Below are 15437 nucleotides of genomic sequence, written 5' to 3' on the forward strand. Positions count from 1 at the left end.
GGATCCCGATGCTGTTTTGCCCCCTCGCGCGCCGCGTGCGCCGCCCGGCATGAAGACCGGCCTGCACACCCAGCTGCGCCGGCGCGCCGCCGAAGGCCGGCCGATCCGCGTCGGCCTGATCGGCGCCGGCAAGTTCGGCTCGATGTACCTGGCGCAGGTGCCGAACACGCCCGGCGTGCACCTGGCCGGCATCGCCGACCTGTCGCCGGACGGCGCGCGCCGCAACCTCGAGCGTGTCGGCTGGGACCCGGCACGCGCCACCGCGCCCAGCCTGGACGCCGCGCTGGCCGACGGCCGCACCCACGTCGGCGAGGACTGGCAGGCGCTGGTGCGGCACCCGGCGATCGACGTCATCGTGGAATGCACCGGCCACCCGGTGGCCGCTGTCGAGCACTGCCTGGCCGCGTTCGCCGAGGGCAAGCACGTCGTCAACGTGACGGTCGAGGCCGACGCCTTCTGCGGCCCGCTGCTGGCGCGGCGTGCGGCCGAGGCCGGTGTCGTCTACTCGCTGGCCTTCGGCGACCAGCCGGCGCTGATCTGCGACCTGGTCGACTGGGCGCGCACCTGCGGCTTCCCGGTCGTCGCCGCCGGACGCGGCCACAAGTGGCTGCCACAGTTCGCGCAGTCGACGCCGGAGACCGTCTGGGGCCACTACGGCCTGACGCCCGAACAGGCCGACCGCGGCGGGCTGAACCCGAAGATGTTCAACAGCTTCCTCGACGGCTCCAAGCCGGCGATCGAATGCGCCGCGGTGGCCAACGCCACCGGGCTGGCGGTGCCTTCGGGCGGCCTGCTGTACCCGCCGGCGGCGATCGACGAGATCCCCGGCGTCACCCGGCCGCAGGCCGAAGGCGGCGTGCTGGAGCGCAAAGGCATGGTCGAGGTGATCTCCTCGCTGCGCCGCGACGGCACGCCGATCGACTACGACATCCGCATGGGCGTCTGGGTGACGGTCGAAGGCGAGGCCGACTACGTGCGCCACTGCTTCGAGGAGTACGGCGCCAAGACCGACCCGAGCGGGCGCTACTTCACGCTCTACAAACGCTGGCACCTGATCGGCCTGGAGGTGGGTTATTCGGTCGCCAGCGTCGCGCTGCGTGGCGAGGCGACCGGTGCCGCCACCGCCTGGGTGGCCGACGTCGTTGCCACCGCCAAACGCGACCTGCAGGTCGGCGAGCGACTGGACGGCGAAGGCGGCTACACGGTGCTCGGCCGCCTGCAGCCGGCCGACGCGTCGCGCTTCCATGGCGGCCTGCCGCTCGGGCTGGCGCACGATCTGGTGCTGAAGCGCCCGGTCGCCGCCGGGCAGATGCTGTGCTGGGACGACGTCGTCGCGCGGCCGGAGCTGCCGGCGTGGCGGCTGCGGCGGGAGATGGAAGCGCTGGCCTGACCGGCCGGGCGGGCGTCGCCGCTATCGCCCCACCGCCCTGCCGCCCTCCCCGTCCTGCCCACAATGGCTGCGGTCCACGCCACCGGAGGAACCGCATGCCCCGCACCGCCGCCCACCCGTTCGCCGAGACGATCCGCCGCTTCGAGACGGCGTCGGGCGACGCAGGCAACCTGTTCTCGCTGCCGGCGCTGGCCGAACGTTTTCCGGGTGTCGCCCGGCTGCCGGTGTCGCTGCGCATCGTGCTGGAAAGCGTGCTGCGCCACTGCGACGGCCGCAAGGTCACGGCCGAACACGTCGAGCAGCTCGCGGGCTGGGCGCCGAACGCGCAGCGAACCGAGGAGATCCCCTTCGTCGTCGCGCGTGTCGTGCTGCAGGACTTCACCGGCGTGCCGTTGCTCGCCGACCTGGCGGCGATGCGCAACGTCGCCCAGCGCCTGGGGCGAGACCCGAAGACCATCGAGCCGCTGGTGCCGGTGGACCTGGTCGTCGACCACAGCGTGATGGTCGACCACTACGGCAGCCCCAAGGCGCTGGACCTGAACATGCAGCTGGAGTTCAGGCGCAACCGCGAGCGCTACCAGTTCATGAAGTGGGGCATGGGCGCGTTCAGCACTTTCGGCGTCGTGCCGCCGGGCTTCGGCATCGTGCACCAGGTGAACCTGGAGTACCTGGCGCGCGGCGTGCACCGCGGCGCCGACGGCGTCTTCTACCCCGACACGCTGGTCGGCACCGACAGCCACACGACGATGATCAACGGCGTCGGCGTCGTCGGCTGGGGCGTCGGCGGCATCGAGGCCGAGGCGGCGATGCTCGACCAGCCGGTCTACCTGCTGACGCCCGACGTCGTCGGCTTCGAGCTGACCGGCCGGCTGCGCGAAGGCGTCACCGCCACCGACCTGGTGCTGACGATCACCGAGATCCTGCGGCGCGAGAAGGTGGTCGGCAAGTTCGTCGAGTTCTGCGGCGAAGGCACCCGCTCGCTGTCGGTGCCCGACCGCGCGACGATCGCCAACATGGCGCCCGAGTACGGCGCGACGACGGGCTTCTTCCCGGTCGACGAGAAGACCGTCGACTACTTCGCCGGCACCGGACGCACGACGGCCGAGATCGAGGCCTTCGAGGCCTACTTCCGCGCCCAGGGCCTGTTCGGCGTGCCGGCGGCCGGCGCGATCGACTACAGCACGCTGATCCGGCTGGACCTGGCGACCGTCGCGCCCAGCCTGGCCGGGCCGAAGCGGCCGCAGGACCGCATCGAGATCGGCGACGTCAAGCAGCGTTTCGGCGAGCTGTTCTCGGCGCCGGTGGCCGCCAACGGCTTCAACCAGCCGGCCGCGCGCCTGGGGCAGGCGGTGAAGACGCGCGACGGCCTGGAACTGCGCGACGGCGACGTGCTGATCGCCGCGATCACCAGCTGCACCAACACCAGCAACCCCGGCGTGATGCTGGTCGCCGGCCTGCTGGCGAAGAAGGCGGTCGAGGCCGGTCTGACGGTCAATCCGCACGTCAAGACCTCGCTGGCGCCGGGCTCGCGCATCGTCACCGACTACCTGACGAAGACCGGCCTGCTGCCCTACCTGGAACGGCTGGGCTTCGCCGTCGCCGCCTACGGCTGCACGACCTGCATCGGCAATGCCGGCGACCTGGCACCGGAGATCAACGAAGCCATCACGGCCAACGATCTGGTCTGCGCCGCGGTGCTCTCGGGCAACCGCAACTTCGAGGCGCGCATCCACCCCAACCTGAAAGCCAACTTCCTCGCCAGCCCGCCGCTGGTCGTCGCCTATGCGATCGCCGGCACGGTGCAGCGCGACCTGATGACCGAGCCGGTGGGTACCGGCCACGACGGGCGCGAGATCTGGCTGGGCGACATCTGGCCGTCCAGCGACGAGGTCGCGGCGCTGATGCGGAGCGCGATGGACGGCGCGGCCTATCGCCGCAACTACGCCCGCGTGCAGGCCGAGCCGGGCGCGCTGTGGCAGCAGATCGCCGGCGCCGGCGGCGAGGTCTACAGCTGGCCCAAGAGCACCTACATCGCCGAGCCGCCGTTCTTCCGCGACTTCCAGCTCGCGCCGCCGCCGGTGCAGCCGGGCGTGCGCGGCGCGCGCATCATCGGCCTGTTCGGCGACTCGATCACCACCGACCACATCTCGCCGGCCGGCAGCTTCCGCGAGACGACGCCCGCCGGGCGCTACCTGCTCGAGCAGGGCGTGCTGCCGGCGGACTTCAACAGCTACGGCGCGCGCCGCGGCAATCACGAGGTGATGATGCGCGGCACCTTCGCCAACGTGCGCATCCAGAACCTGATGATCCCGCCGCGCGACGACGGCTCACGCGTCGAAGGCGGCTACTCGCTGTACCGCGACGGCCGCAGCACGAAGGAGCTGCTGCCGATCTACGACGCCGCGATGCGCTACGTCGCCGCCGGCGTGCCGACGGTGGTCTTCGCCGGCGAAGAGTACGGCACCGGCTCCAGCCGCGACTGGGCGGCCAAGGGCACGATGCTGCTGGGCATCAAGGCCGTCGTCGCGCGCAGCTTCGAACGCATCCACCGCAGCAACCTGATCGGCATGGGCGTGCTGCCGCTGCAGTTCAAGCCCGGCGAGTCCTGGCAGAGCCTGGGACTGACCGGCGACGAGACCGTCGACGTGCGGCTGGCGGTGCCGGTGCAGCCGCTGTCGGACGCGACGCTGGTCGTCACCGCCGCCGACGGCACGCGCCGCGAACTGGCGGTGACGCTGCGCATCGACACGCCGATCGAGGTCGAGTACTGGCGCCACGGCGGCATCCTGCCGTACGTGCTGCGCCAGTTGCTCGCCGGCTGAACGCGCCCTCACCCGCCGCGGCACCGGGCCGCGACGGGCGCAGGCTCAGCGCCCCGCCTCGACGCGCACGACTGTCGCCGCCGAATCGCCGGCCTCGGTCTGCGCGGTCACCACCACCTCCAGCATCGCCGGCGCACCGGCCGGGGCGATGCCGCTGAGCACGCCGGTGGCGGTGTCCAGCGACATCCACGGCGGCAGCGGCGAACCGTCGGCCAGCCGCGCGCTGTAGCTCAGCCGCGTGTCGGGCGGGGTCTCGAAGCTGGTGCTGGCGTCGAAGCGGAAGCCGGTCTCCGGCGCCACACGCACCTGGCTCTGCGGCTCGACGACGAGCAGAGAGGACGTGCCGGCGGACGACGGCGCCGCGCCCGCCGACGAGGTGCTGCCGGACGAGCCCGAAACGCCGGTGCCGGAGTCGCTGGTGCCGGTACCGGTGCCGGTGCTGGTGCCGGAGCCGGTGCCAGTGCCAGTGCCAGTGCCAGTGCCAGTGCCAGTGCCAGTGCCAGTGCCAGTGCCGGTGCCGGTGCCAGTGCCAGTGCCAGTGCCAGTGCCAGTGCCAGTGCCAGTGCCAGTGCCAGTGCCAGTGCCAGTGCCAGTGCCAGTGCCGGTGCCGGTGCCGGTGCCGGTGCCAGTGCCAGTGCCGGCGGCAGGCGAGCCGCCCGGAGCCGGGCCACCGAGAGCGTCGCCGCCACCGGAGACACCGCCGCCGACGACGACCAGCGAGCCAGGCTGACCGATCGCCGGGGCCGGCGCACCACCCACGGGCGGCAGCGTCGTGATCGGCGCCGAGCCGGTGCCGGCCTCCGGTGCCACCTGGTCGGTCAGCTTCTCGGAGTTGACGTTGGACGACGGCTTGACCGTCAACGTGCCGTCGACGTACTGCAGCGCGTAGTTGTCCGCGCTGCCACCGGAGGCGACGATGGCGTACTGCCCCGGCGTCAGCCCGGCGCCGCCCGGCGCGGTGAGTTGCACCCCGCTGACGACCGCCACGGTGTCGGTGTAATGCAGCTGGCCGATGTCGATGGTGTAGCTCAGCACCGGGTCGCGTTCACCGGCGATCTTGGACTTGTCGTCGGCGCTCACCGTCAGCTGCGCCTTGGCCACCGTCAGCGTGCCGTCGTGCAGCACGATGTCGTAGTTGGACGCCGCGCCGCCGCTGGCCGCGATGACGTGCGTGCCCGCCGTCGCCGCCGCGCCGGTGGCCGTGTTCAGCGAAACCCCGCTGACCACCGCCGCCGTGTCGGCGTACTTCAGCCCGCTCGCATCGACGCTGTAGCCCAGCGTCGGATCGGCCGCGCCGTAGACCTTGTTCGCGTCGTTGGCCGTCACATCCAGCTGTGCCTTGGCCACCGTCAGCGTGCCGCCGACGTACTGCAGCTCGTAGTTCGACGCGCTGCCGCCGCCGGCGGTGATGACGTGCGTGCCCGCCGTCGCCGCCGCGCCGGTGGCCGTCGCCAGCGAGACCCCGCTGACCACCGCCGCCGTGTCGGCGTACTTCAGCCCGCTCGCATCGACGCTGTAGCCCAGCGTCGGATCGGCCGCGCCGTAGACCTTGTTCGCGTCGTTGGCCGTCACCGCCAGCTGCGCCTTGGCCACCGTCAGCGTGCCGTCGTGCAGCACGATGTCGTAGTTGGACGCCGCGCCGCCGCTGGCCGCGATGACATGCGTGCCCGCCGTCGCCGCCGCGCCGGTGGCCGTGTTCAGCGAAACCCCGCTGACCACCGCCGCCGTGTCGGCGTACTTCAGCCCGCTCGCATCAACGCTGTAGCCCAGCGTCGGGTCGGCCGCGCCGTAGACCTTGTTCGCGTCGTTGGCCGTCACCGCCAGCTGCGCCTTGTCCACCGTCAGCGTGCCGTCGTGCAGCACGATGTCGTAGTTGGACGCCGCGCCGCCGCTGGCCGCGATGACATGCGTGCCCGCCGTCGCCGCCGCGCCGGTGGCCGTGTTCAGCGAGACCCCGCTGACCACCGCCGCCGTGTCGGCGTACTTCAGGTCGGCGGCATCCACCGTGTAACCCAGCGTCGGGTCGGCCGCGCCGTAGACCTTGCTGCGGTCGCCCGCCGTCACGTCCAGCTGCGCCTTGGCCACCGTCAGCGTGCCGGCAGTGAACGTGCCGAGCTGGTAGTTGCCGTCGGCCACGGCCAGCGTGCCCTGGGTGATCGCATGCGTGCCGGCCGTGGCCGAGGCCCCGATGACGGTGCTCAGCAGCCCGGCGAAGACGTCGGCCGCGCTGTCGCCGCCGACCAGGCCCAGGCCGCCGACGCTGAAGCCCAGCGTCGGGTCGGCATCGCCGTAGGTCTTGGAGCGGTCGAGCGCCGTGACGTCCAGCGTGCGCGCCGTGATGTCGGCCTGGGCCGTCAGCGCGGTCAGCGAGTAGTTGCCGGCCGCCGCGCCGGTGAGCGACAGGCCGCTGGTCGTGATGCTCTTGTTCGTGCCGGCATCGGCGGTGCCGAAGCTGGCCGCCAGCGTGCCGGTGAGCGACACCGCGTCGCTGCCGACGACACCGGACAGCGCCGCCGTGCCGCCGAAGCTGGCGGTCGTCGTCGCGTCGTAGACCTTGTTCTGCGCCGTCAGGCCGGTGACGGTCAGCGCCTTGGGCGTGATCGTCGCCGCCTGGCTGCCCAGGGCCAGCACGTAGTTGCCGGCCTCGGCGCCGCTGAGCGTCAGGCCGCCGAAGCTGACGGTGTTGGCACCGGCGACCGTGGCGTCGTTGTAGCTGCCGGTGGCGGTGCCGGACAGCGCGATCGTGTCACCGCTGTAGGCCCGGCCGTCGCCGGTGCTGCCGCTGCCGGCGGCCTGCGCGGCCAGCAGGCTGCCGCTGCCGCTGACGGTGGCCGTGGTCGAACCGTCGTAGACCTTGCTCGACGCCACGCTCAGGCCGCTGACGGTCAGCGTCTTCGGCGTGATGTCGGCGGTCACCGAGTCGGTGCTGATCGTGTAGTTGCCGGCGTCGGCGCCGCCGAGCGTCAGGCCCGACAGCGTGACCGACTTGTTGTCGCCGACATGGCGGTCGGCAAAGGCGCCGGAGGCGGTGCCGGACAGCGAGACCACGTCGTTGCTCAGGTACTTGCCGTCGCCGCTGACGCTGCCGCCGCCGACGATCGCCGCCGTGCCGCTGACGGTGGTGGCCGTCGTGCCGTCGTAGACCTTGTCGTTGGCGCTCAGACCGCTGACGTTGATCGCCTTGGGCGTGACGGTCAGCGTGCTCGAACCCGTCGTCACGCTGATCGTGTAGCCCAGGCTGCTCGTGAACGTGCCCTGGCCGTTGAGCGCCAGCGTGTAGCTGCCCACCGGGATGTAGCCGGCGCCGCTGGCGGTGTAGCTCGACAGGCTGGTGTCCAGCGAGCCGGTCGTCGCGCTGGCGACGGTGTCGTCGTCAATGAAGCCGGTGATAGACACCGCCGGCGTCGACGCGTTGCTGCCGTAGACGACGCTGCTGCCGCTGCCGGCGCTCACCGTCAGCGTCGGCGAGACGCTGTAGAGGAACCAGTCGCCGCTGGCCGCGTAGGCCGGCGTGCTGCCGGCGCTGTAGCTCTGGGCATAGTGCTTGTCGTAGCCCGTCATGCCCTCGGTCGTGCCGCTGGGGCTGGTCGAGTAGACGAGGTAGCGGCCAGTGCCGGCGTCGAGACCGGTGTCGACGGCGGTGTTGTTGACGAAGTGGCGACCGGCAGCCAGCACCAGGTCGCCGCTGCCGTTGGCGACGGTGCCGGCGAGCGTGATGTCGCTGCTGGCGCCGCTGGCCTGCAGCCTGAGGCCATGGTCAGCGGCCAGGCCGTCGGCATGCACCGCGGTGCTGCTGGTGGTCTTGATGTCCAGGCTGCCGAAGTTGCCGGCCAGGTTGCCGATGGTGTTGTCGCCGGCGGTGAGCACGGCCGTGGCGTCGCCGCCGAAACGCATCGCCGCCGCGTTGATCGTGCTGCCGGAGGCCTGCGTGACGCCGCCGCCGAAGCTGCTGAAGCGCAGATCGCCGGTGCTGGCGGTGATCGCCGAGCTGGCACCCAGCGTGATCGTGCCGTCGTAGGTGAAGAGCTCGAGCTGGCGGCCATCGGCGACGCCCGACTTCAGCGTGCTGCCGACCACGATGCCGCCGGCGCCGCCGGACAGGCGCAGGTTGGCATCCAGCGTGCTCGCGCCGCGCAGCATCGAGGCCTGGGTGAAGTCCAGCGCGCCCAGCGTCGTGACGCCGCCCTGATCGTTGCTGCCGAACTGGATGACGTCGAAGCCGCTGCTCTGCTTCAGGATGGCGCCGATCTGCGCCGCGCTGAGCGTCAGCGCAGCACCGCCGAGCACGCTGCCGCCGAGGCTGAGGTCGGTGCTCGCCGACGACGCACGAACCTTCAGCTCGGCGTTGCTGGCGCCGTTGATCGTCGTGTCGGCGGCCAGCACGATGCCGCCGTTGGTGACGCCGCTGTTGCCGCCGGCCGCCAGTTCGACGGCCTCGGTGTCGGCGTCGCCGACACTGGAGCCGCTGGTGAAGCGGATGCCCATGCCCTGCGAGCTGGCGTTCAGGCCCTGGTTCACCACCGAGATGGACCGCCCCGCGAGTTGCGAGACCGTGATGGCGCCCGCGACGTCGCTCGCCTTGTCGCTGTCGAGCAGGCGCAGCGACAAGGCGCCGGTGCCGGTATCGATGCGGCTGCCGGGCGCCATCGTCAGCGACGCCGAGCACGACGGGCAGTCGTTGGCGACGACGCCGGCGGACAGGTTCTGGTTGGCGATCGCGGTGAAGTCGCCGTTGTCGGTCTGGACGTGGCCGTACAGCAGGATCGAGCGCCCCGCCTCCAGCGTCAGGTCGCCGCCGAGTCCGCCGGCACTGACGATCAGGTCGCGCACGACCGTGATGTCGCGGCTGGCCTGCAGCGTGACGTCGGTGCCGGCGTCGAGCATCGCGGTCAGCGTGGCCGGGGTCAGCACGACATCGGCACCGAGGCTGGCCGAGAAGCCCAGCAAGCCGCCGCTGCCGCCCAGCGCACCGAACCCGGCGGCATCGCCGGCAAAGCCGGCGCTGCCCCAGTTCAGGTTGCCGGCGTTGCCGTTGATCTGGTCGGCATTGCGCGGCTGCGCGAGGTCGTCGGCGACCAGCGTCAGCGCCATCACCTGCGACGCGTTCTTGCCGCTCGTGGTGTTGGGTGCGGCCCAGACCAGCGGCCGGTACGCCACCGTCTCGGACGCGGTCACGGCGGTCGGCAGCAGCGCGTACTGGACGTCGCTGACGTAGTTCTGCAGGTTCGTGCCGCCGGAGAAGCTGCTCGTGTTCAGGCCGTCGGCGGTCGGCGCCAGGCCGACCACGCTGTTGCGCCAGCCGACCGGGCCGGTCGCGCCGGTGAGCCCCGAGATCAGGGTGATGGCGCCGACGCCGGGGATGTCGCAGTCGGCGATGTTGCTGAACATCAGCAGATCGCCGGTCGTGACCCTGTTGCCGCCGACCGTGCCGGAGACGAGCGACAGATGGCTGCCGACCTTGTCGCCTGCAGTGCTGCCGACCAGGCTGTTGGTGACCGAGACGACCGCGCCGCGCGAGTTCTCGCCGGCCGCCAGGCCGGTCGAGCCGTCCACCCAGGTCAGCGCGCCGGCCCGCAGGCCGCCGGTCGGATCGGCCAGGTTGGCCCAGTCGGGCGAGCGCACGAAGTAGTTGGTCTCGTAGGCGTTCGCCAGCGGATTCCAGACGTTCACGACGGTCACGCCGGAGATGACCTTGCGGTTCGTGCCGGTCGCGCCGACACGGATGCCGGTGCTCAGACCGACGTGGTCGTTGGCCGTGCTGCCGACGAGGCTGTTGCCGGTGCCGACCGCACCGGCCATGCCGCCGGCGGAGACGTGGGTCACCGCGCCGGCCGCGGTGGCGGCGCCGTTGGCCCAGTAGGGGCTGGCAACGACGTACGCGCCATCGGACAATGCGGTGACCCCGGGCATCAGGAAGCTGGCGGTCAGCGACGGGCTGCCCTGCTCCCACACCGCCCACGACACCGCATCGCCATACGAGCTGCCGACCAGCGAGTTGGCGGCACTGACGGTGCCGCCGGCGTCGCCGCCGAACAGCTGGCCGCTGCCGCCGTTCATCCAGGTCACCGCGCCCTTGGACTTCGGCGCGCCGTAGCCGAGATAGACGTTGTTCGTGTAGCTGGCGTTGCTGTGGTCCCAGAACGGCGAGGAGATGGCGACGTTGCCGTCGGCCAGCGCGTAAACGCCGCCCTGGCCGATGCGGTCGCCGTCGCGGGTGACGGCACCGGCGGTCTGCCCGGTCGTGTTGTCACGCACGGCCCAGGTGTTGTAGGCCACGCCGGTGCCGTTGTTGTAGACCGCCCGCGCGACGAGCGTGGTCGCGGGCCGCGTGTCGGCCTTGCTCCCGACCAGACTGTTGGCCGCCGAGACGGTGCCGGCGGCGCCCGAGGTGCCGCTGCCCCAGGTCACGGCGCCGCGGCCATCCCACCACTGCGAGTTGACCAGCACGAAGTTGCCGGCGTTGGGGCCCTTCAGCTCGATGACACCGTCCACCGGCAGGCGGTAGCCGAGCCAGTCACGCGTGTGGCTGCCGACGACGCTGTTGACATCCGAGAGCGTGCCGCCGCTGCTGCCGTCGGACAGCTGCCCGCTGGCGCTGAACCAGGTCACGGCGCCCGCGTTGAGCGCGCTGCCGTTGTTCCACCCGGCGCTGCCGACGAGGACGGCCCCGTTCGACAGCTCCTTGACGAGCGGGTACATGTTCAGCGTGAAGGCCGTGAGGTACCAGTCCGAGAGCGCGTTGTAGGTGAATCCGGTGCTGCCCTTGTAGGTCGTGTTCGACGGCGTGCCCGTCGTCACCGTGTGGTTCATGTAGTAGAGACCGACCTGACGCGACGTCGAATCGCCGATGACGTAGGTCGTCCCGGCAGCGCTGCCGGTGCTCGTGTACGGCACGGTGACGAGGCTGAGGCTCGGCAGCGTGCCGAGCCGGTCGCCCGCGCTGACCAGCGTCGTGTGGTTGGCGTCGGTGTAGACGTCAGGCGTGCTGCCGACGACGCTGTTGGCCACGCCGACGGTCCCGACGGTGCCTGCGCCGACCATGCTGAGCGCGCCGCGCCCATTGCCCCAGGACGGGCTCACGGCCATGTAGCGGCCGCCGCTGAGCGCCTGCCCGAGCAGGCCAACGTGGTCGCCGGTCGTCGTCAGGTAGGTCGTATCGCGCGAGAACGTCGCGCTGCGCAGGATCCCGTTGATGTCATAGAAGCTGCGCGAGCCGTCGCTCGTCGTGACGGTCGTGTAGCCGTCGGCCGTGCTGCCGACCAGGCTGTTGGAGCTGTCGACCGTCCCGCTGACACCGGCGCTGCCCGAGCCCCAGGTCACGGCGCCCTTGCCGCCGCCCCAGCTCGGGCTGCGCACGACGTAGCTGCCGTTGTCCAGCACGTCCACGGTCGCCGCCAGGTTGGCCGCCCACGCGGTCGGCGAAGCCATGACGAAGGTCGTGCCGTCGGTGGCGAAGAAGCTGTTGGTGGAGTCGTAGCTGCGGTTGTCGCCGTAGTGGTAGCTGCCGACGTAGTCGCCGGCGGAGTTCCCGACCAGGCTGTTGCCGGCCGACACCGTGCCGGCGACGCCGCCGCTGCCGCTGCCCCAGGTGACCGCGCCGTAGGCGACGGTCGTGCGCTCGTTGCCGCCGCGGTTGCCCCATTGCGGGCTCAGCACGATGTAGTTGGCACGCCGCCCGTTGCTGTCGGCGTCGCCGACGGCCAGCACGCCGCCGACGCCCACCTGGTCGTAGGCGCCGCTGCCGATCAGGCTGTTCGACGACGACAGCGCCCCCGAGACGCCCGCCGTGCCCGAACCCCAGGTCACGCCGCCGACCTGCGCGGTCGCGCCGTTGCTCCAGGTCGGCGACGCCACGACGTAATGGCTGTCGGACAGCTCGGTGACGGTCTTGCCGACGTTGTCACCGACGGTGCTGCCGACGAGGCTGTTGGCCGCCGACACGGTGCCGGCCACGCCGCTGTCACCGCTGCCGAAGGTGACGGCGCCACGCGTTCCGTTCCACGAGGTGTCGACCGCGAGGTAGTTGCCGTTGGCCAGCACGCGCAGGCCGTCGGTCAGCGAGACCGTCGTGCGCAGCGCGGTCTGGAAGCTCGACGCATAGGTCGTCGAGTTGTACTCGTAGCTCGTGTAGAGGGCCGACTCGATGTTCGAGTACGCGCCGAGCCCGTCACCGGCAGCGCCGACCAGGCTGTTGCCGGCCCCGACGGCCACGCCGCGGGTGCCGGCGCCGAACGGTTGGCCATTGCTGCCGTCGACCCAGGTGACGGCACCGTTCGGGTCGTTCTCCAGGAAACGTCCGGCGGCCGCGTTGCCGTTGCCCGACCAATAAGGGCTGACGACGACATAGTTCTGGCTGCTGCTGCCGACCTTGGCGACGCCGCCACTGCCGACGAAGTCGTAGGCGCTGCTGCCCACCAGACTGTTCGCGCCACCGACCGCGCCGACGCTGCCGCCACCCGCGGCGCCGTAGGTCACGGCACCGGCATACACCGCCGAGCCGTTCGACCACAACGGCGAGTTGACCACGTAAGCGCCGCCGGGCAGGACCGTCAGCAGGCTGCCGACCATGTCGCCGGCGGCACCGGGCGGTGTCGTGCGCCGGTTCTGGTTGGCGTCGGTGTAGTTGTAGTAGGCCGAGGCGCCGAGACGCGTCAGCTCGTTGGTCCCGGTGCTGTTCAGCTCGTCGGCACCGACCACGTAGACCTTCGTCCCGTCGGTCGCGGTCGACACCGGAGCCAGCGTGCGGTTCGGCGTCGAGCCGACCAGCGCCGTGCTGGCCGAGACCGTTGCCCCGGCCGCGCCGGTGGACAGCGCACCGGTGTCACCGTCCATCCAGACCACTGCGCCGCGGCCGTTGAACCAGGTCGGCGCCGCGATGGCGACGTTCCCGTCGGCCAGCTCGACGATGCGCGTGCCGGGGCGGGCCACCTTCGTGCCGCTGAGCACGTCGGCGCCGCCCAGGCGGTCGTTGGCCGTGACCGTGACCGCCGCCGGATTGGTCACCGTGAGGCCGCTGTAGCCGTGCGGCACCATGCTGTCGGTGTTCGAGGTGTCGCCGACCAGGCTGTTGCTCGCGCTGACGAGGCTGGAGCCGCTGCCGGACTTGCTCTGCCAGGTGATCGCGCCCGCCGAGGCGCTCGTGCCGGTCTGCAACGCGTAGTAGTTCGGCGCCGTCGGCGCGGTACGGGTCCCGGTGCCTTCGTCGGAAAGGAAGTTCGTGACGGTGACGCCGGTGACGGTGCCGTACTCGGGGCTGCGCACGAGGTAGTTGTCATTGCTCAGCACGGTGACGCCGCCGCTGCCGACCTTGTCGCCGGCGTGGCTGCCGCGCAGATTGCTGAGCAACGCGCCGGTCGAGCTGTCGAACAGGTAGACGGCGCCGGTGTCGTTGACCGCGCCGGTGTCCGCGCCCGGCGCGGTGACGACGACGCGGCCGTTGCGCAGCACCTGCGTCGAGCTGCCGAAGCCGTTGGTGGCGTCGGGAGTCGGGTCGCTCATCGACAGGCTGGCCAGCGCGCTGCCGAGGTTGTCGACGATGAGGTTGCGCGGGTCGAGCAGCAGGCGGCCCGAGCGGCCGTCGCGGCTGCTGAGGTCGGCCAGGCCCTGGAATGCCAGGTCCTGCTTGCCCGAGACCTCGGCCTGCCCGCCCGCGCCACCGAAGCTGCCGCCGCGCGCGCTGATGCGGCCGGCGAACAGCGTCTTGTCGTCGGACCAGACCACCACCTGCCCGCCGTTGCCGTGTGCACCGGCCGCATCGGCGCGCAGCACGGTCGACGCGTTGACGCCGACCGTCGTCGCGTTGCCCAGCGTGATGTCGCCGCCCTGGAAGCCGCCGCCGACGCGCACGCGCCCGCCCTGCGCGCCGCTCGCATCGAGCGTCGCCGCACGCAGCTGCACGCTGGCGGCGGTCACGGCGATGTCGCCGCCGGCGCCGTTGCCGCCGCGGGCGCTGAAGGTCGCCGAGCTGTAGACCGACGAGTCGGCCTCGGCGCCGGTGCTGCCGGTCACCGCGATGCTGCCGCCACGCGTCGCACCGTCGGCGGTGACCCGCGCCTGCGCGGTCTGGATGACCGTGTCGGCCTGAATCTGCACCGCACCGCCGGCGCCCTTCGCCGACGACACGTCCAGCGTGCCCGACTGGCCGACATAGTCGGCCTGCACCAGGAGGCGTCCGCCATCGCGCGCGGCGATACTGCCGCCGAGATCGACGTTGCCGCCGCTGAGCGTGACCTGGCCGCCTTGCGCGACGATGCTGCCGGTGTTGCCAACCAGGCGAACGGCGCCGTCGGCGGCGACGAGCATGTCGGTCGCACCGCCGCCGCCGGCCACCGCCTGCTCGCGCAATCGCTGCGCGGCACCGGCGCTGAGGATCACGCGGCCGCCTTCGGCCTGCACGAGCTGGCGGTTCTCGACCAGCGCGGCCACCGTCGCCGGGTCGACCTTGACGCCCAGCAGCTCGCTGCCGGCGACGTCCAGCGTCACCGCGTCGCCGGCGGCCAGCGCCACCGTGCCCAGACGCGCGCTGACCACGCCTTCGTTGATGACCTCGGGCGCCAGCAGCGCCGCGTAACCGCCGGCGGCGGTGTTGATCGTGCCCTGGTTGACGACGCTGCCGGCGCCGTCCCCGCGCGTGAACTTCAGCCGGCCGGCGGCGAAGTCGGCGTCGGCGATGTCCAGCGTGCTGGCGACCAGCCCGCCGACGTCGACGCGCGAGCCGCGGCCGAAGACGATGCCGTTCGGGTTGACGAGCAGCACCTGGCCGTTGGCGCTGAGGCGCCCATGGATGGCCGACGGGTCGGCACCGGTGACGCGGTTGAGCAGCACCGCCTGCGCGTTCGGCTGCTGGATCTGCACCAGCGCCTGGCTGCCGACGTCGAAGCTCAGCCAGTTGATCGCCGCACGCTGGCTGGCCTGCGTGATGTCCAGCCGCGCACCCTGCTGCTGCAGTGCCGCCTGGCCGCTGACGACTTGGCCGCCCTGCGGCAGCGCGTTGGCCGCCGGCGGCGCCGCCCAGGCCGCCGTCTGCCCGAGCACCAGCCCGGCGCCGAGCACGACGCCGGCGACGCCGCGGCTGCGTTTGCCGCGCGAGCGTGTGCCTTCGGCGACCGCGACGCAGGCCCCGGTGCTGTCGTTCCAGACGAGTCGATAGATGCGGTTCAGGGCGCCGGGACCGTGGTTCATGAGGTACTCCGAGAAGATGCGGGGCGGCGGGCGGGCACCCGCAC

General features: G+C 71.9%; 3 protein-coding genes. 2 read left to right on the forward strand and 1 reads right to left on the reverse strand.

Going from position 1 to position 15437, the window contains the following annotated elements; genetic code table 11:
* Positions 1–49: 49 nt before the first annotated feature.
* Both LOC65_RS00710 and acnA read left to right on the forward strand, forming a co-directional pair.
* Complete coding sequence (locus LOC65_RS00710) at positions 50–1390, forward strand: NAD(P)H-dependent oxidoreductase (protein WP_230246210.1); 1341 nt, start codon at positions 50–52, stop codon at positions 1388–1390.
* A gap of 95 nt (positions 1391–1485) precedes the next feature.
* A complete protein-coding gene (acnA, locus tag LOC65_RS00715) occupies positions 1486–4212 on the forward strand; it encodes an aconitate hydratase AcnA (protein WP_230246212.1) in 2727 nt (908 codons plus the stop codon).
* Between the two features lie 45 nt (positions 4213–4257).
* Here acnA and LOC65_RS00720 read toward each other — a convergent pair whose 3' ends face one another.
* Entirely contained in the window at positions 4258–15393 is an 11136-nt protein-coding gene (locus LOC65_RS00720) for an MBG domain-containing protein (protein ID WP_230246214.1), read from the reverse strand.
* Positions 15394–15437: the final 44 nt, after the last annotated feature.

The sequence above is a fragment of the Rubrivivax sp. JA1055 genome, assembly GCF_020966565.1.
Classification (GTDB): Bacteria; Pseudomonadota; Gammaproteobacteria; order Burkholderiales; family Burkholderiaceae_C; genus Rubrivivax; species Rubrivivax benzoatilyticus.